The sequence below is a fragment of the Arcobacter venerupis genome, assembly GCF_013201665.1.
GTDB lineage: Bacteria > Campylobacterota > Campylobacteria > Campylobacterales > Arcobacteraceae > Aliarcobacter > Aliarcobacter venerupis.
Genome location: NZ_CP053840.1, coordinates 474355 through 493663 on the forward strand (window position 1 = coordinate 474355; position 19309 = coordinate 493663).

At 28.8% G+C, this 19309-nt stretch carries 20 protein-coding genes; 6 read left to right on the forward strand and 14 right to left on the reverse strand.

Features of this window, described 5'->3' with window-relative positions; all coding sequences use genetic code 11:
• Positions 1-19: 19 nt before the first annotated feature.
• The 6 genes from nuoF to AVENP_RS02355 form a co-directional block, all read right to left on the reverse strand.
• On the reverse strand, positions 20-1270 hold the full coding sequence (gene nuoF / locus AVENP_RS02330) for an NADH-quinone oxidoreductase subunit NuoF (RefSeq protein WP_128357801.1): 1251 nt from the start codon (positions 1268-1270) through the stop codon (positions 20-22).
• Complete coding sequence (locus tag AVENP_RS02335; protein ID WP_128357800.1) at positions 1267-1746, reverse strand: NADH-quinone oxidoreductase subunit NuoE family protein; 480 nt, start codon at positions 1744-1746, stop codon at positions 1267-1269. Before AVENP_RS02335 ends, nuoF begins: the two co-directional genes overlap by 4 nt.
• Complete coding sequence (locus AVENP_RS02340; protein WP_128357799.1) at positions 1746-3380, reverse strand: NADH-quinone oxidoreductase subunit D; 1635 nt, start codon at positions 3378-3380, stop codon at positions 1746-1748. Before AVENP_RS02340 ends, AVENP_RS02335 begins: the two co-directional genes overlap by 1 nt.
• The gene (locus AVENP_RS02345) at positions 3373-3888 is read right to left on the reverse strand and encodes an NADH-quinone oxidoreductase subunit B (protein WP_128357798.1); all 516 of its coding nucleotides are present in this window, start codon (positions 3886-3888) and stop codon (positions 3373-3375) included. Before AVENP_RS02345 ends, AVENP_RS02340 begins: the two co-directional genes overlap by 8 nt.
• Positions 3879-4241, reverse strand: coding sequence for an NADH-quinone oxidoreductase subunit A (locus AVENP_RS02350; RefSeq protein WP_128357797.1), 363 nt, complete (start codon positions 4239-4241; stop codon positions 3879-3881). The genes AVENP_RS02345 and AVENP_RS02350 overlap by 10 nt, the downstream gene beginning before the upstream one ends.
• 130 nt (positions 4242-4371) lie before the next feature.
• Positions 4372-5544, reverse strand: coding sequence for a MalY/PatB family protein (locus AVENP_RS02355; RefSeq protein WP_228201835.1), 1173 nt, complete (start codon positions 5542-5544; stop codon positions 4372-4374).
• Between the two features lie 90 nt (positions 5545-5634).
• Between AVENP_RS02355 and AVENP_RS02360 the strand changes: the two genes are divergently transcribed.
• Positions 5635-7446: a menaquinone biosynthesis decarboxylase gene (locus AVENP_RS02360; protein WP_128357796.1), complete on the forward strand. Its 1812-nt coding sequence runs from the start codon at positions 5635-5637 to the stop codon at positions 7444-7446.
• 31 nt (positions 7447-7477) lie between these two features.
• On the opposite strand, the gene AVENP_RS02365 is transcribed toward AVENP_RS02360, so the two are convergent.
• Together AVENP_RS02365 and AVENP_RS02370 are read right to left on the reverse strand one after the other, a co-directional pair.
• Complete coding sequence (locus tag AVENP_RS02365; protein WP_128357795.1) at positions 7478-7945, reverse strand: threonine/serine exporter family protein; 468 nt, start codon at positions 7943-7945, stop codon at positions 7478-7480.
• Position 7946: 1 nt separating this feature from the next.
• The gene (locus AVENP_RS02370) at positions 7947-8720 is read right to left on the reverse strand and encodes a threonine/serine exporter family protein (RefSeq protein WP_128357794.1); all 774 of its coding nucleotides are present in this window, start codon (positions 8718-8720) and stop codon (positions 7947-7949) included.
• Positions 8721-8847: 127 nt separating this feature from the next.
• On the opposite strand from AVENP_RS02370, the gene AVENP_RS02375 reads away from it, so the two are divergent.
• Genes AVENP_RS02375 through AVENP_RS02395 form a run of 5 tightly spaced genes read left to right on the forward strand, consistent with a single transcriptional unit; the run spans position 8848 to position 11736 of the window.
• Positions 8848-9180 (forward strand): hypothetical protein, encoded by a 333-nt coding sequence (locus AVENP_RS02375; RefSeq protein ID WP_128357793.1) that lies wholly within the window; start codon positions 8848-8850, stop codon positions 9178-9180.
• Positions 9149-9793: a type III pantothenate kinase gene (locus AVENP_RS02380; protein ID WP_128357792.1), complete on the forward strand. Its 645-nt coding sequence runs from the start codon at positions 9149-9151 to the stop codon at positions 9791-9793. Before AVENP_RS02375 ends, AVENP_RS02380 begins: the two co-directional genes overlap by 32 nt.
• The gene (gene hisG, locus AVENP_RS02385) at positions 9771-10379 is read left to right on the forward strand and encodes an ATP phosphoribosyltransferase (RefSeq protein WP_118885486.1); all 609 of its coding nucleotides are present in this window, start codon (positions 9771-9773) and stop codon (positions 10377-10379) included. Before AVENP_RS02380 ends, hisG begins: the two co-directional genes overlap by 23 nt.
• Positions 10379-11077, forward strand: a complete 699-nt coding sequence (locus tag AVENP_RS02390; RefSeq protein ID WP_128357791.1) for a methyltransferase domain-containing protein — start codon at positions 10379-10381, stop codon at positions 11075-11077. The genes hisG and AVENP_RS02390 overlap by 1 nt, the downstream gene beginning before the upstream one ends.
• 59 nt (positions 11078-11136) lie before the next feature.
• The gene (locus AVENP_RS02395) at positions 11137-11736 is read left to right on the forward strand and encodes an FmdE family protein (RefSeq protein WP_128357824.1); all 600 of its coding nucleotides are present in this window, start codon (positions 11137-11139) and stop codon (positions 11734-11736) included.
• 14 nt (positions 11737-11750) lie between these two features.
• Here AVENP_RS02395 and trpS read toward each other — a convergent pair whose 3' ends face one another.
• From trpS to AVENP_RS02425, 6 genes are read right to left on the reverse strand one after another with little or no spacing between them, the layout of a single operon-like run.
• The gene (gene trpS, locus AVENP_RS02400; RefSeq protein ID WP_128357790.1) at positions 11751-12716 is read right to left on the reverse strand and encodes a tryptophan--tRNA ligase; all 966 of its coding nucleotides are present in this window, start codon (positions 12714-12716) and stop codon (positions 11751-11753) included.
• 51 nt (positions 12717-12767) lie between these two features.
• A complete protein-coding gene (locus AVENP_RS02405) occupies positions 12768-13307 on the reverse strand; it encodes a manganese efflux pump MntP (protein ID WP_128357789.1) in 540 nt (179 codons plus the stop codon).
• The gene (locus AVENP_RS02410; RefSeq protein WP_128357788.1) at positions 13301-14476 is read right to left on the reverse strand and encodes an MFS transporter; all 1176 of its coding nucleotides are present in this window, start codon (positions 14474-14476) and stop codon (positions 13301-13303) included. Before AVENP_RS02410 ends, AVENP_RS02405 begins: the two co-directional genes overlap by 7 nt.
• Entirely contained in the window at positions 14463-15680 is a 1218-nt protein-coding gene (locus AVENP_RS02415; protein ID WP_128357787.1) for an MFS transporter, read from the reverse strand. The genes AVENP_RS02410 and AVENP_RS02415 overlap by 14 nt, the downstream gene beginning before the upstream one ends.
• Positions 15673-17445 carry an ABC transporter ATP-binding protein gene (locus AVENP_RS02420; RefSeq protein ID WP_128357786.1) on the reverse strand — a complete coding sequence of 591 codons (1773 nt, stop codon included), beginning with the start codon at positions 17443-17445 and terminating at the stop codon, positions 15673-15675. The genes AVENP_RS02415 and AVENP_RS02420 overlap by 8 nt, the downstream gene beginning before the upstream one ends.
• A complete protein-coding gene (locus AVENP_RS02425) occupies positions 17442-19226 on the reverse strand; it encodes an ABC transporter ATP-binding protein (RefSeq protein WP_128357785.1) in 1785 nt (594 codons plus the stop codon). The genes AVENP_RS02420 and AVENP_RS02425 overlap by 4 nt, the downstream gene beginning before the upstream one ends.
• Positions 19227-19309 lie beyond the last annotated feature (83 nt).

Genomic DNA, 19309 nt, shown 5'->3' on the forward strand with positions numbered 1-19309 from the left:
TCTCCTGTTATTAGTTAGTTTAGTTTTTAAAATATAAATTAAATTCGTGAGGGAATTTTTTTACAATACTTTGAATAATATCTTTTACAGCAGGTGCAAAAACACAAATTGTTTTTCCATTCATTGTATTACATATGTCAAGTATTGTATTTAAATCCTCTGTTGAACCATCGCCACTTATGATTTTTTTCAAAATCTTATCTATCCAGCCAGTACCTTCTCTACAAGGTGTACATTGACCGCAAGATTCATGGTGATAGAACTCTATCAAATTTTTAGCTACATCAACCATAGATGTATCTTGATCAATAACTATCATTCCTCCTGTCCCTAAAGTTGAACCTATACTTCCCATAGACTCATAATCTAATACCGCTATTTCAACTTCATCTGCTGTTAAAATTGGACAAGATGAACCTCCTGGAATAATTGCTTTTAATTTTTTCCCCTCTCTCATCCCTCCGCCAATTTGATTTAAAAAATCTATCATTTTATTTCCATATGCTATTTCATAAACACCTGGATTTTTCACAGGTCCTGAAATTGCAAATAACATAGTCCCAGGTGATTTTTCTGTACCATATTTTGTATAGCCTATTGCACCATTTTCAACAATATTTGGTACACTAGCAATTGTTTCAACATTATTAACAGTTGCTGGATTATCAAAAAACCATTCACACTCTTTTCCTGCAGGTTTAAGTCTGGGATGTCCTCGTTTCCCCTCAAGTGATTCAATAAGTGCTGATTTTTCTCCACAAATATAAGCTCCACCACCTCTATGAACTGTAATATCAAGTTTAAAATCATATTTATTCATGATTTTATCACCAATAATTCCATTTTCGTAGGCTTCTTTTATTGCAACATTCACTCTATCAATAAAAAATTTATATTCACCTCTTATGTAAATATATGCATGGTGAGCATTTATTGCATAACAAGTACAAATAATTCCTTCAATTAAAAGATGTGGGTCGTATTGGAAAATTTGTTTATCTTTAAAAGTCCCTGGTTCTGATTCATCTCCATTTACGATTAGAAAAGCTGGTCTTGGATCATTTTTAGGCATTAATTCCCATTTTGGTCCACAAGCAGCTCCACCACCACCTTTCCCTCTAAGTCCTGATGCTGTAACTTCTTTTATAACATCATCTGGATTCATAGAAAAAAGTTTGTCAATAGAAGAATATCTTCCATTTGCAAGAGCAACTTCTAATTTATGAGAATTTGGAATGTCAAAATTTTTGCTTACAATTTTTGTTATCATTTTTTGCACTCCTTAATTAATTCATCAACTTTTTCTATAGTTAATTTTTCATGGTATTCACCATTTAAAGCAAACATCGGAGCTCCACCACAAGCTCCCATACATTCAACTTCGCTTAAATGAAATAATCCATCTTCACTTGTTTGTCCAGCTTCAATTCCTATTGTTTGTTTTATGTAATTTTTTATTTCTTGAGAACCACATAACATACAAGATAGAGTTTTACATAATTCAATATGATATTTTCCAATAGGTTTTAGGTTAAACATAGTATAAAAAGTTGCAACTTCATATACTTGAATAGGAGTTTTTCCTAATTTATCAGCTACATAAATCATTGATTCAGGGCTAAGCCATCCCTCTTGTTCTTGAACTAACCAAAGAGCAGGTAACATACAAGAGTCAATTTTTGGATATCTTGATACATATTCTTGAAATTTAACTTCATTCTCAGGTGTATATTTAAAAGTATTCATTATCTATCAAACTCCCCGGCAATAAAATTCATACTCGCCATTGTAACAACAGCATCTGCTAACATTCCACCTTCAAAAATTTTTGATAGGGCTGAAAGTGAATAAAAGCAAGGAGGTCTACATTTAACTTTGTAAGGTCTTCCACTTCCATCACTAACTATGAAAAATCCTAACTCGCCATTCGCGGCTTCAGTTGATGAATAATATTCACCTTTGGGAACTTTTATTCCCTCAAATGTTAATTTGAATTGATTCATTAAACCCTCAATATTTCCATAAACATCTTTTTTACTTGGAAGTAAAATTCCTGGAGCATTTACATTTATAGGTCCATCAGGAAGTACCTTCATAGCTTGTTTAATAATACTAATAGATTGTCTCATTTCTTCAAATCTACACATCATTCTGTCGTAAATATCTCCATGACTTCCTACAACAATGTCAAAATCAAAATTTTCATATCCATAATAAGGTTTATTTTTTCTCAAATCATGAGCTACACCAGCAGCTCTTAAATTTGGTCCAGTAATTCCATATTGAATTGCAAAATCTGGTTTTATAACACCAACATCTTGAGTTCTATCTAAGAAAATCTTATTATGAGCAATTAATGATAAAGCGTCATCAATAGCTGTTTGCGTTGCTTTTAAAACTGCTGTTAAATCTTCATTAAAACCATCATATAAATCAAATTCTAAACCACCAATTCTTGTGTAAGTATTTGTTAGACGTGCACCTGTTAATTTTGATAATAAATCATAAGCCATATCACGTGGAGCAAATAGATACCAAAAGTTTGTTAGTCCACCTAAATCAACCATATTTGCTGCATTACAAACTAAATGGTCAATAATTCTACTTAATTCACCAATAATTACTCTTATCATTTTGGCTCTGGGAGTTATGTCAATATTTAACATCTCTTCAACCGCTTTTGAATAACCAATATTATTTAAAATAGCACTACAATAATTTAATCTATCAGTATATGGAATAATTTGTGAATAAGTGTGAGTTTCACAAGATTTTTCAAAACCTCTATGTAAATATCCAATTTCTGTCACACAAGCTGCAATTGTTTCACCTTCCATTGCAACAAAATTTCTTATTGTTCCATGACTTGCTGGGTGTGATGGTCCTACATTTAATAACATTAAATCATTAATATCTTCTGGTGTATAACCTTTTGATGCTAATAAAGGGTTCATTTCATCCATCAAATCTTCAGTTTCAGTACAGATTTGACCTTTTGTGATTTCATAATCTTTTCTTAAAGGATGTCCAACAAACTGATGATGATTTAAAACTCTTTTTAAATTAGGATGACCTTTGAACTTAATACCATACTGGTCATAAGCTTCTCTTTCTGCCCAATTTGCAGATTCATATAAATCACTAGCAGTTATAACTTCAAGAGTATTATCATCAACAAAAGCTTTTATAGAAATTTGATTTTTAAATGAATAATCTCTTAAAATATAAACCACAGCAAATCTTGATGGAGTTGTATCTGGAAATTTTAAATAATCAACTACTGTAATATCTAATAATATTGTGTAATTTTCTTCATTTTTTAATCTTAAAAGAGTTGTTCTAATATCTTTAGAATCAATTAATAAATCACAATTAAGCATCTAAAAATCCTTTAAACTCTTTTACTCTATCTTTTAAAATAGATTCATCATGTGCTCTTTCTTGAATTCTCATAATTGCATCAAGAATAGCTTCAGGACGTGGAGGACAACCTGCAATATATTCATCTACTGGAATAATTTGATCTATTCCTTGAAGAGTTGTATAGTTATCATAAAAACCTCCACTACATGCACATGCACCCATAGAAATAACCCATTTTGGTTCACACATTTGTTCATAGATTTTTTTTAAAATAGGAGCTTGTTTATATGAAATAGTTCCAGCAACAATTAATAAATCTGCTTGTCTTGGAGAAAATCTTACAACTTCTGCTCCAAATCTTGATAAGTCATATTTAGAACCAGCAGCAGCCATAAATTCTATGGCACAACAAGCTGTTCCAAATACCATTGGCCATAATGAGTATGATCTTCCCCAATTTACTGCATGATCAAGTCTCGTTGTAACAATAGAGTCACCTAATTTAGATTCAACTCCTAATCCCATGATAAAGCCTTTTTCTTATAAAGATAAATTAATCCTGCGAAGAGTAATCCCATAAATATAAACATTTTAAAAAGTCCGAAATAACCTAACTCTAAAATATTTATAGCCCAAGGAAACATAAAAATTATTTCCACATCAAATAATAAAAAGGAAATGGCAACTAAATAAAACTTGACAGAAAATCTAAAATTAGTTGTTCCAATAGGATTAGTAACCCCACTTTCATAAACACTATTTTTCATTTCTGAGTTTTCGTTTTTTGGGCCAACAAATTTGCTAAGTACAAATACACTGGTAAGTATAAGGCCAATAGCCACAAAAATAACAGAGGCTAGAATTAATTGAGTTGACATTTTTCCCCCTATTTATTAAATATTATTCACTGATTGTACACTAATTTATAATACATTATAAAGTTTTCCACATATTTACAAGTATTAATCTTTATAGTGAGAAAAAAGGTAATACTTTGCTATTTTTTTGCTATGAAAATTCTTTAGATAACTGATTTAGTGCTATTTCTAGGGCTTTTTGACTAAGAGCTAGATTTAATCTAAAATGTTTATCTCCACTGCTACCAAAAGAAACACCATCATTTAATGCTATTTTTGATTTTGTAAGTAATATATTTTTAATTTCATTATGTGAAAGATTATATTTAGAAAAATTCAACCATAAAAGATAAGTTGCTTCTGGAATATTAAAATCAATCTTCATATTTTTCTTTTTTAAATAATCTTTTGCAAACTCAATATTACTTAAAAGATATTTTTTTAATTCTTCAACAAATACTGAACCATTATCATAAGCTGCTTTTGTAGAAATATATCCAAAAAAGTTTATTGATTGAATTTCTCTTTTTTGAGCAATTTTTTTAAATTTATCTAAAATCTCTTCATTTTTACTTATAGCATATGCACAATTTAATCCAGCAATATTAAAAGTTTTTCCAGCACTATTTAAAGTAATAGTTTGATTTGCAATCTCTTTTGATATTGAAGCTAATGGAGTGAATTTTTTAAATGTAATATCTGAATGAATTTCATCTGAAATTATTGTAATATTGTGTTTTAAACAAATAGTTGCAAGTTTTTCAAGTTCTTCTTTACTCCAAACACGACCTACTGGATTGTGAGGTGAACAAAGAGCTAGAATTTTTGTTTTAGAAGTGATTTTAGATTCTAAATCTTCTAAATCCATAGTGTAATAACCATTGTCATTTTTTAATTCATTTATTACTACTTTTCTATTATTTGCATTTACAGACTTAAAAAGTGGAGGATAAACTGGAGTTTGAACAATTACTTCATCACCTTCATTACTAAAGGCTTCAATGCAAGCACTATAAGCTGGAACAACACCATTTATCATATAAATATCTTCTTTGTATATTTCCCAAGAGTGTTGATTCTTTTGCCAGTTTATTATTGATTCATATAAAGCATCACTATCTATGCTATAACCATAAGAAGCATTTTTCGCAGCATCAATAATTGCCTCATTTATAAAACTTGGAGTTTTAAAATCCATGTCTGCAACCCAAAGTGGATTTAGATCTTCATATCCAAAATATCTTTTTAAACCATCCCACTTTGCACAATTTGTATTTTTTCTATTAACTACTTCATCAAAATTGTATTCTATATTATCAAGCATATGTAAAACCTCTATTATAAACTATTTTTTATTGATAAAATGATATAAGATTTATACTAATTACCTTATTAGGTTAACTTTGGGGAAGAAATGAAAGAAGCTATTGAACTATTAAAAAAGAATGATTTACTAAAAATTATTGATGATGAACTAGATATTTATTTAGAAATTCCACACATTGCATATATAGAAGTTAAAAAAGAGGATTCTAAAGCAATCTTATTTACAAACGTAGTGGATAAAAAAAACAATAAAAAATTTGATATTCCAGTATTAATGAATGTATTTTGTAATGAAAAAGCGGTAAACCTTTTTATTGGTGATGGGGATAAAATAGGACGAGAAATTGAAAGCCTATTAAAAATGAAACCACCTACAACTTTTAGTGAAAAGCTTTCAACTTTTGGAAAACTATTTGCACTTAAAAACACAATTCCTAAAAAAAATAAAGGAAAAGGTGAGTGTCAAGAAGTTATAAAATTAGGTGCTGATGCGAAACTTTCTGATTTACCAATTCTTACAACTTGGGAGCAAGATGGTGGGCCTTTTATTACAATGGGACAAGTTTATACAACTTCATTAAATGGTGAATTAAAAAACTTAGGAATGTATAGACTTCAAGTATATTCTGATAATACTCTTGGAATGCATTGGCAAATTCATAAAGATTCAAATCACTTTTTCCATGAATACAAAGCTGCTGGTAAAAAAATGCCAGTAAGTATCGGAATTGGTGGAGATCCTATGTATATTTGGTGTGGACAAGCGCCACTTCCAATTGGTGTTTTTGAACTTATGCTTTATGGATTTGTAAAAAATAAAAATGCTCAACTTGTAAAATCAATAACAAATGATATTTATGTTCCAAGGGATAATGACTTTATTATTGAGGGATTCGTAGATCCTTCAAAACTTCGAATTGAAGGGCCTTTTGGAGATCACACAGGTTATTACACCCTTGAAGAAGAGTATCCATTTATGGAAATTACTGCAATCACATCAAAAGCAAAACCTACATTTTTAGCAACAGTTGTTGGAAAACCACCACTAGAAGATAAATATATGGGACATGCAACAGAGAGAATATTTTTACCATTATTAAAAACAACTGCTCCTGATTTGATTGATTATTATATGCCTGAAAATGGAGTATTTCATAATCTAATTTTAGCGAAAATTAAAACTTTATACCCAGGACATGCAAGTCAAATGATGCATGCATTTTGGGGAGTAGGGCAAATGAGTTTTGTAAAACATGCTATTTTTGTAGATGAAAAAGCACCAGATTTAACAAATCATGATGAGGTTATAAAATATATTTTAAATAGGATAAATGTTGATGATATGTTAGTTTCTAGGGGTGTTGTTGATGCCCTTGATCACTCAAGTCCAAAATTTGCAGTTGGTGGAAAGCTAGGACTTGATTGTACTGGTGATGAAATCGAAGAGTTGGGAATCACACTTTTAGAAGATAGTGAATTATTATCTAAAACACAAAATATTACAGCAGAAGTAAAAGATTTAAAACAATATTTTAAAGATACAAAAAATCCAATTACAGTAATAAGCGTAGAAAAAACAAGAAATCAAAAATATCTTTTTGAAGATTTAAAACCACTATTTGAACATATTAAAATTTTAATAATTGTAGACGCAGCTAAAAATGATGTTACAAATCCATATATGTTAGTTTGGAGAGTTGCTAATAATATTGACTCTAACAGAGATTTATTTATTGATGGACACACTATTTGTTTGGATGCTACTGATAAAAACTCATACGACAATTTCAAACGAAGATGGCCTGATGATGTTGATTGTACAAAAGAGGTAATTGAATCGTTAAGACAAAGAAAAATCTTAGATGTAAGTGATGAATTTATAAAACAATTCTATTTATAAAAAATAAAAGTTTGCTCTTAAGAGCGAACTTTTATATAACTGGCCTGTTTAATCTCATATAATACAAAGATGTAAGTGCTAATCCAAAAGTAATAGCTCCTAAAATTGCCAATGCTCTTAAGAAGTTTTCTATAAATAATTCAATTAATTCAGGTGTAACTCCATGGGAATTCATATCAACTAAAGCAATCATTGCTGTAAATGCATAAGTTCCAGGAATCATAGGAATAATTGCAGCAACTGAATATACAGGTCTTGGAATCAAAAATTTTCTTGACCATTTAAGAGTTATATATCCTATGTATGAAGAAGCAATAAAAGTTGAAAGCTCAATAGAAGCCCCAAGTTCAATAGATACATTTCTAATAATATAAGTAATTCCACCTCCTAGTGCACAAAACTTCAAAGTATGTTTTGGAACATTAAAAAGCATTGCAAATCCAGTTGAAGCGATACTTGCAAAAATTGATTTAATTAAAATATCTAAAATTATTTCCATTTTACCACCCTTTGATATTAAAAATTGACATTGCTAAAACTATACCTGATGATGAAGCAATAGTTAAAAGTATTGCTTGAAGCCATCTTCCCCAACCCATACTTAGATAACCTTTGAATGAATCTAAAAATGAGTTTACAAAAGGAACTCCTGGAACCAAAAGTAAAACACTTGAAGCTAAAATAATATTTGGAGTGGTACTAATATTTAGCAATATTACAAGACTTGCTAGAGTTGTTGCTATAAATGAAGTAATACCAAAAGTAATCATCATTAGAAATCTTTTTCTATTTAGTTCTTGTCTTACAAACATGGCAAAACTTGCAACGGCAAAAGTAATAAAAAATGCTGGTAAATCTCCATGTTGTAGCTTTGAAAATGATGCACAGGCAAATCCCACCATAAATACAACTAACCATCTATTATAGTGGTTTGGTTTTATATCTTTTATAGTTAACATAACAAAATCTGCATCATGTTTTGTTCTTTCCATTTCTATAACCATTTGTTGTACATCACAAACAATCGACATATTAATGGGTTTATGATGAACTCTTCTTGTTGTTGTAACTGATTGATTGTTATATAAAGTTGTTAATACAATAGCTGATGGAATTAGTGACATTTCAACAGAATTAACACCTAAGGCATTTCCTAATCTTTGAGCTGTTTGTTCAACTAAGATGCTTTCTGCTCCAAATTCGAGCATTAGTACAGCTGCTTTTATGATAGCTTGGGTAATTTTTGTTTGTTCTGGGTGGGTTATTTCTGACATGCTTCTTTATTATCTATGTGAATTTTTTTGGAATTATAACTAAATATATTAGATTAAATTGTGCCCCTATGTATAAAATTTAATAAAAAGAGTTTATTAGATATAATTTTTCAAATAAAGGCATATCTTGAAAAAATTAACAACTTACTATACAAATAAAAATATATTATTCAAAGAGATAAAACAGATTTTACCAAAGCAATTAGATTCAAGAAAAAAAATAGATATTTATTGTGCAACAACGATTGATGCGAAATTTTATGCAATATTTATAGTTGATTCAAAAAGTAGATTTATAAGAAAAAATGCAAATGACTTAATGGAACTTTGTGAAAAATTAGCAGTTTATTTAGACCATAATTTTAAGAAAAAAGAGTTATTAATCTCAAGTCCTCTTTGCTCAAAAGCAAAAGAGTATTTAAAACAAAATGATTGGAGTGTTAGAGTTGATTTTATGTGATATTGGAAATACAACTTATCATTTTTTGATAAAGGGTAAACATAAAAAGTATTTTTTAGATGAAAAAGTTCCTCCTTTTGATGATGAGGTTTATTTTGTTTCTGTAAATGAAAAAGCTAGTAAAAAATTAATCAAAAAAAATCCCCATGCTAAAAATATAAATAAACTTCTAAACTTTCAAACTTCATATTTAGGTTTAGGAATTGATAGGGCTCTTGCTTGTTCTTTTCAAGATAATTGTGTCATTGTTGATGCAGGAAGTGCAATAACTGTTGATGTTATGGAAGAGGGCAATCATAAAGGTGGATTTATACTTTTGGGTTTGAGAAGATTTATGAAAAGTTACCCAAAAATATCAAAAAAACTAAAGTTTGAGTTTGAAAAAGAGATAAATTTAGATAAAATACCGCTTCGCACGAAAGATGCTATACAATATGCTATGTTAAAATCTATCATTTTACCAATCAAAGAAGTAAGTTTAAATAAAAATATTATATTCACTGGTGGTGATGGGCTAGCTTTGAGTAAATATTTTGAAAATAGCACATATAAAAAAGATTTAATATTTGAGAACATGAAAAGGATTATTGATGCTAACAATTGCATTGCCTAAGGGAAGAATTGCTGAGGAAACTCTTGATAAATTTGAAAAAGCTTTTGGTGAAAAGTTTATTTTTGAAGATAGAAAATTAATACTTGAAAAAGCTGGATTTAGATTTTTAAATGTTAGAAATCAAGATGTACCAACTTATGTAATGCATGGCGCTGCTGATTTAGGTGTTGTTGGACTGGATGTTCTTGAAGAAAAAGAGTATGACTTAATCAAACTTCTTGATTTACAACTTGGAAAGTGTAAAGTTGCTTTTGGATTAAGAAAGGGTGAAGAGTTAAATTTCAATAAAAGTAAAATCACAATTGCTACAAAACATGAAGTAATCGCTAAAAAGTTTTTTGAACAAAAAGCAATGGCAGTTGAGATTATCAAACTTTATGGTTCTATTGAATTAGCACCTTTAGTTGGACTTTGTGATTGTATTGTTGATATTGTTGAAACTGGTGAAACAATGAAACAAAATGGGCTTGAAATAGGACCTACAATTATGGAAAGTTCAGCTCACTTAATAGCAAATAAAAACTCTTTTTATGCTAAAAAAGATTTAATTTTAGACTTAAAAGAAAGAATAGAAGCACATATATAATGGGATTAGATTTATACGCAAAAGTTGAGCCTTATTTAGATTTTGAAGAAGAAGTTTATACTTTACATAGAGAATTTTTACGATTTGTAATGGTAAATGACCTTGATAATATAATTGATATTGGTTGTGGTCAAGGATATTTTTTAGAGAATCTAAAAGTAAATAAAAAGAAATATTTTGGAATTGATTTAAGTGTTGAACAAATCAAAGTTTGTGAAACTAAAAATCTAAATGCAAAAGCAATAGCTTTAGGCGAAGTAAAAGAAAAATTTGATTGTGCAACAGCTATTTTTGATGTTCTAAATTATATTCCCAAAAAAGAGTTAAAGCAGTTTATCAAAGAGACAAATCTTGTTTTAAATCAAGGTGCTTATTTTATTTTTGATGTAAACTCACTTTTCGGATTTGAAGAAGTTGCTCAAGGGTGTATTACTATTGATGTTGAAGACAAATTTATTGCTATTGATGCAAATTTTGAAAACAACAAACTTCAAACGGATATTACACTTTTTGAAAAACAAGAAAATGGACTTTTCTCAAAAGAACAAGATTCAATAATCCAAGAATACCACTCAAAAGAGTTTTTAACGAAACTTCTAAAAGAGTGTGGTTTTGAAATTCAAGAGATAAAAGAGTTTAATTTACATACAGATGAACATGCTGATAAATTAATCTTTATTTGTAAAAAAATAGCCTAATACAAAATACTCAAACTTTTGTGTTAGAGCAAAACGCCAACACAAAGGTTTGACTTATGATGACTTACCCACAATTTTTTAATAAAATCCCAATAATAAAACTACAAGATGATTTAGCCTCTTTTTTAGGTGCTTTTGAAGATGGAATAATAGAATTTTCATATTTAGATATCGTAAAAAGTGCAGGGCATTCGTGTCCTACGGTTTTAGGAGCTTATCTTATGACGTTTAAAGGTTTAGAAGCTTTATATAAAAATGAGATCCCAATACGTGGTGAAATTATTGTTGAATTTAGCGAAAGCCAAACTACTGGCGTTGCAGGAGCTATTGGAAATGTGATTATGAATATCACGGGAGCTGCTACAACAAATGGGTTTAAAGGTCTTGCTGGAAAATATGATAGAAATCATTTAATGAAATTTGAACAAGATATAAATGGTTCAAATGTAAGATTTACAAGAACAGATAGCCATAAAAGTGTAGAAGTTTTTTATAATCCATCTTCTGTAAAACCACATGAAGATTTAAATTTCTTGATGCAAAAATCTTTGCAAGGAAATGCTACAAATGATGAAAAACTTGAGTTTGGAAAACTTTGGCAAAAAAGAGTTGAAGATATTTTTGATAATATTCAAGAAGTTATAAATATAAAAGAGTAAAACTCTTTTATATTTTAGATTAAACCCACAGCATCTCTAATAATTTCCATTTTAGCTGCTGCAATTTTTCTAGCTTTTTGTGCCCCAAAAGTTAATATTTCTCTTACTTCTTTTTTGTTGTTTAAGTAATATTCTCTTTTTTCTTCATAAGGTGCAAAATATTCATTTATTTTTTCAAGTAGAGTCATTTTAAAATGACCATATCCCTCACCTGGAGTTGCATATCTTTTTTGTAAATTTTTTAATTCATCTTCATTCATAAATAGTTTACATAAAGTATAGATATTACAGTTTTCCCACTCTTTTGGCTCATCCAATTCTCTTGAATCTGTTACAATTCCCATAACTTGTTTTTTTCTTTGTTTTGCACTTGTAAACATATCAATTGTATTGTTATATGATTTAGACATTTTAGCTCCATCAGTTCCTGGAACTGTAGCAACTATTTCATCAACTCTTGATTCAGGTAAAACAAAAATCTCTTTATTATAAGCGTGATTGAACGAAGTTGCAATATCTCTTGTCATTTCAACATGCTGAATTTGGTCTTTTCCTACAGGCACGATATTTGAATCAAATAGTAAAATATCAGCAGCCATTAAAACTGGATATGAAAATAATCCATGACCTGCTACAATTCCTCTTGCTGTTTTATCTTTGTAAGAGTGAGCTCTCTCTAATAGTCCCATAGAAGTGTGATTTGATAGTATCCAGTATAACTCAAGAACCTCTTTTACATCGTGTTGTACCCAAAATGTTGATTTTTCTGGGTCCATTCCTAGTGCTAAAAAGTTAATTGCTGCTTCATAAGTATTGTTTTCTAAAGCTTCTTTTTCTTTCACTGATGTTAAAGCATGATATGATGCTAAAAATGCAAAAAGTTCACCTTCATTTTGTGACTCTATCATTTTTTTTACCATACCAAAATAGTTTCCTATGTGTATTGTTCCTGATGGTTGAATACCTGATAAAATTCTCAAATCATAATCCTTTTATTTTTTGCAGAATTATATCTAAAGTATCCAAAAAATCTAAAAAAGTAAGATTTTAAAACCTATTAAAATAAGCACAACTCCACCTAAAATTTCAGCTTTACTTTCATATTTTTCTCCACCATGACTTCCTACAAATACACCAATATAACTAATGATAAATGTAATAAATCCAATAAGAAATAAAGATAAATAAACATTTAAATCAAAAAGATGTAAAGTAAATCCAGCAGCCATCGCATCAATACTTGTAGCAATTGCTAAAGTCAATAAAATTTTATTTGATATTTTTGTTATCTCTTCTTCAACATTTTCATTTAAGGCTTCATATATCATTTTCCCACCAATGATTACTAATAAGACAAAAGCAATGATGCTATCATATCCTTGAATATACTCTTTTAGTCCAATTCCTCCAAGGTATCCAATAAATGGCATTAATGCTTGAAAAATACCAAAAAATAATCCAGCTTTTAATGCTAAGATTTTTACATCACCTTTATTTTTTATTCCAAGCCCAATAGAAACTGCAAAGGCATCCATACTAAGCGCAAATGATAAAATTAAAATTTCTAACATCCAAATCCTCTTTTTTTATATGAAAGAGAGATTGTAACTAAAATAGCAAAAATTAAACTTGCAAAGATAAATGGAAACTCTGGGGAGATTTTATATAAAACTGTACTAAGTAATGGTCCTACAATAATTCCAAAACCTTGAGCAGATGATACCGTTCCTGCTGCAACTCCTTGTTCATTTGCATTTACACTATTTGAAGTAATTGCCATAAATGCTGGCATTATCATACCTAGCCCAATAGTTCCAATACAAAAAGCAAGAGTTAATTCAATTTTTGTTGATATAAGACTTATTAAAAAATATCCTACTGTTGCGAAAATTGAGCCTAAAATCAACCAAGATATAGATTTTACATTTTTTAGTTTTGAAACTATAATTTGTGTAGCTATAAATACAACACCAATTATTGCCAAAATATATCCAGTAGTTTTTGCAGTATCTATTTCACTCATTTGAAATTTATCTAAGATGAAAAAACCTAAACAAACTTGTGAAGTAACAATACTAAACATAGTAATAAATGAAGCAATCATTGGAAGTCTTAGTCTTTTATCAAAAAAATGTAAAGGTGTATCTTTTGTTTTTTTAATTTTGACATCTTTTTCTAAAAAGAAAAAGACCATAAAAACTGCAATTAATGGCAAAATTGCAGCAGCATATAAAGGAATAGCCAATCCATAAACAGCTAAAGCCCCACCAATTATAGGTCCTAAAATCATACCCAAACCATTTGATGCTCCAAGACTAGCCATATAAGAAGTTCTTTTTTGTGCTTCTACTTTATCTGCGATTAAAGCATTTGAAACTGGTGGAACAGCTGAATAAAATACTCCTATTAATAATCTTGTGGCGATTAAAACTAAAAGAGAAATAATAACAAGTGGAGGAGTTATAACTGCATAATTTACAAATATTGCTAAAAGTAAATAAGAGATAAAAAATCCAAAAATTGCAAGTAGTAAGATATTTTTTCGTCCATAAATATCACTTTTTTTACCCCAAAATCTTGATAAAAAAATCCATGCAACACCTGCAAGTGCTACCATAAGACCTGCATGCCACTCTTGTAAACCTAATTTTCTCACTATTGGACCAACTACTGCTAAAAAAGCCATCATTGAAGATACACATAAAATTGTAATAACCATTAAAGGTTTAATTTCTTTCATATTCAATTCCTTTAAAAAATAATAATACATACATCATTGAAATAAATGAAAATAAAGAAGCAACTATAATCATAGTGCTATAACCGAAAATTCCTGATAAAGATACTCCAAAAGCACTAGCAAGAACTCCCATTAACATAAAAGGGAAAAATTGCAAAGCATATTCTGTACTTGGAGATTTTGTTGATAATTGATCCATCATCAAAGCATGAATAATTGGCATAGAAGCGCTATAACTTATAAAAATAATACTCATAGATAAAGAAGCAAATAAAATATTTGTATATCCATTAACTAAAAACAATAGAGTTAAAAATCCTAAACATTCAAAAATGCTAATGCCAATAAGCATAGTTTTTCTAGAAAATATTTTTAATAAATAGCCACTAATTACAGAAGCAATAATTCCTAGAATACTTCCAACTACACCATTTATAAAACCTATTTTATCTAAGCCATAACCCACATCAACTAATATTGGAGTTAATAAAGCATAAGAAATAGTCATTCCTATTGGATAAAGAATCAATAAGACAAGTAATAAAATACGCCCTTTTTTATTCCAGAATTGGAAAAAAAGTCTCCATGAGATATCCTGAATTGTATGTTCAACTACACATTTTGATTCTTTATAAAGTAATAATTGAATAAAAGTAATAGTTGTAATAAATGCTAAAAGTAAGACTGTTACACTCCAACCAAAATATTCATAAATAGCTAAAGCTCCTCCAACTCCTAAAATATTTCCAAGTATTCCTCCTGAAGTTTTAAGTGTTCCTCCTAATCCTCTTTCACTTTTAGTTAAAAGTTTAAAAGCTAAACCCTCAGCTGCTATATCTTGTGTAGAAGCTAAAAGTCCTACTAAAATAAGAGCTATAATAACAATTAATTTATCTTCAATAACATCAAAAAAAGAGGTAAAAACAATTGAAATAATCAAAAATAATTGTACTATTTTAAGGAAACTAGAATAATTTCCATGATGTTTTGTAACATATTTATCTACCCAAGGTGCCCATAAAAATTTTATTACCCAAACTAAACTAATTAGAGAAAAAAATCCCAATTCTTCAAGTTGCATTCCACTTTTTCTCCAAATTGCAATAATTGCTACTGAAAAAAAAGAAAAACCAACATATTGAGTGATATATAAACTAGCTAACAATAAAATAGATTGAGGCGTTAAACAAGAACATTTATGCATCTAAACTCCATTCTTTTACTCTTTGTTGAGCTTGCCACATATTAAAATATTTACCTTTTTCTTTTACTAATTCATCATGTGTACCACTTTCAACAATTTCTCCATTATTAACTACAAGTATATTATCAGCACCTGCAATAGTAGAAAGCCTATGAGCTATAACGATAATGGTTTTATCTTCTACAAGTTTATCAATGGCTCTTTGGACAGCTACTTCACTTTGGGTATCAAGAGCTGCCGTTGGTTCATCAAGAATAACTATTGGAGCATTTTTTAAAATGGCTCTTGCAATACTTATTCGTTGTTTTTCTCCTCCACTTAAATTTCCACCAATATCTCCTATTTTAGTATTGTAGCCATTGGGTAATCTTGTGATAAATTCATGACAATAGGCGCTATTTGCAGCATCTTCTACTTCTTTATCTGTTGCTTTTGGATTTGCCATACGAATATTATTCATAATCGTATCATCAAATAAATAGACATCTTGAAAAACAACTGATATATTTTTCATTAAATCATTAGCTGTCATATTTTGGATGTTAACCCCACCAATTTTAATTGTTCCTTTTTGAATATCTGCATATCGCATAATTAGTTTAGCCAATGTTGTTTTACCACAACCAGAATGTCCCACAATAGCTGTCATAGTTTTATTTGGCATAAAAAAATTTATATTATTGATAGCTTTTTTATCTTGATTAAGATATGTAAAATCTACATTTTTAAATTCTATATCAAAGTTATTATTTTTTTGTATAGGTTCATATATTATTAAAGGTTTAATTTCTAAGATTGATTTGATTTTTCTAAAAGCTGAATCCATCAAATCAAACATAGGAACAACCCCTAAAAGTAAAGATAATGGTTCTGTTAATCGAGCAACAATTATAATACTAGCTCCTAATGTTACTAATGCCAAACTATTATCTTTTATAAACCAAGCTCCAATAAATAAAATTGCTAAAAGAGTAAATTCAATTAAAATCCCCATTAATACAAAGGGTAATTGTCCTTTATATAATCCTTGTTTTTGTATTTCTTTAACATTTTTTATAGAATTTTGTAAATTTTGTGCATTTATACCAACTTTATTAACAGCTCGTAAAACTGTTAATCCTTGAATATACTCTATAAATCGAGCTTCTAAAGAAGCATTTTCAGTAGTAAATTGAGTTTTTTCTTCTATTGCTAATTTTCTTTTCCAAGCATATAAAGGAATAGCAAGGGGAAATAAAATTAACATAATTAATGCCAATCTGTAATCTACAATAAATGTTGCAATAACAATAGTAAAAGGTACAATTACTATTTGTAAAAATAAAGAAGCCATCATGCCCATGTGCAAAACAGTTTCATCTACATTACTTGAAAAAACAGCATTAAGTTCACCTGTTTTATAGCTTGATAATTTTTCTAAAGGCATTGTTCTTAAACTAATTCCTAATTTTGTTCTAATATCGTGGGTAATTTCCACAATATTCCCTGCATAATCAAAATCATGTCCTTTCCATTTTGTAATAAATGAAATTCCACTAAAAAATAACATTAGAATAAAATATAACCAAATGTCATTTATAATTAAAGTTGGTGCAAATAAAGATTTTAAAAAGGGATAGAACATTGAAAATGCTAAACCTTGAGCAATAAAAGATAAAGTAAATAATAATAAACTTTTTTTAAAACTATTAACATGTTTACCTGATAATTCTAATGTAATTTTATAAACTTCATAAATTGATGCAAATTTCATTTTTGTTTTCATTTTACATCCCCTTTATAGTGTAAATGCCAATTTTGTGATTTTTCATAGTCACTCCACAATTTTGCATAAATTCCTTGATTTTCTAAAAGTTCATTATGTTTTCCTATTTCACTTATTTTCCCATCATCAAAAACAATAATTTGCTCCACATCTTTGATTGTGGATAATCTATGAGCTATTACTATAACAGTTTTATTTTTCATTAAATTTGCTAAAGCTTTTATAATTTCTTCTTCATTTTCTGGATCTGCAAATGCGGTTGCTTCATCTAAAACTACAATAGGAGCATTTCTTAAGATTGCTCTAGCAATTGTAATTCTTTGTTTTTGACCACCTGAAAGATTTGTTCCTCTATCTCCAGCTAATGTTTCATAACCTTTTGGTAAAGTCAAAATAAAATCATGAATTTGGGCTGCTTTACAAGCTTCAATCATATCTTCTCTAGTAGCATTTGAATTTGCTATTTTGATGTTATTTTCAAGGGTATCATTAAATAAAAAAGTATCTTGAAATACAAAAGAAATGGTGTCCATTAAGGTTGTTGCATCAATATCTTTTATATCAACTTCTCCTATTTTGATACTTCCACTTGTAATATCCCAAAACCTAGGAATTAGTTTTGCTATAGTACTTTTTCCAGCACCTGAATGTCCAACTAATGCTGTTACACTTTTTTCTTTAACTTTAAAACTAATGTTTTGTAGAGCATAATCTAATCTATTTTCATATTTAAAAGATACATTATCAAATTCTATATTTAAATTTTTAAGTAATTGTTTATCTTTTTTATAAGTTAATTGTGGTAAATCCATAATTTCTTGAATTCTAAGTGCTGAAGAACTTGATTTTTTGATAAAGTTACTCATCCACATAATAGGCATTAACGAATCAGCCATTCCCGTACTTACAAGTAATATTGCAATAAAACTCACAAAATCTAATGTACCATTCAAAACAAAAAAGATTCCAAGAAGGCTTATGGCTAGTAAAGTTGGCATAGGACTTAAAATTGTCATCGAAATTTTTGCAGGAGTACTTGTTTCAGCTATCCAAGCTTTTAAATGAACTCTATATCTAAGTAATGATTCATTGTATCTTTTAAAAGAGCTTGTTCCATCATCAAAAGTTCTTACTACCATCATTGCTTGAATAAATTCTATTACTGCTTTATTTATGTCAGACTGACTTTGTTCATAATTTTTTCTGTGATTTACTGAATCTTTCATCACAAAATACATAATCACTGCTCCAATAAGTAATACAGACAAAGCTACTAGTGCGAAAACATAATTAATAATTAGAAGTGCAAATAATGAAGCTATTGGAGTAGTGATACTTTTACCAATCATAGGAATACTATCAGCTACAAAAGCGTGAAGATTTTTTACATCATCTAACAAAACTTTTTTTAAAGCTCCTGTTCCAGTTGTTATTACATATCCCAAAGGTATTTTTGCTAAATGCGCTGTAATATTTGTTCGTAAAATCTCTTCAAGTTTAAAAGCACCTAAATGAGATATTACAAAAGAATAATATCGTGTTAAAAAAGAGATAATTACCACAAAAGTTAAGAGTAAAAAAGCTTCGTTAAAAGAAAGCTCAAATTGAAAAAAATCCGATTTTTCTTTAATACTTAATAATAAAACATAGGCTAATAAAACAAACCCAATTATTGAAGTTATTCCTCCAATAATAGATAAGCTAATAGCTGTTTTAATATAACCATTTACAGGAGCTATAATAGCCCAAAGTCCTTGTTTATGTTTTTCATATTTTTTCATATAATTTTCCTAAAAGGTTTAGATAAAAAGTATATAGATATTGATAAGTCATATCAATATCTATTTTAAGTTAAAGGGATTAT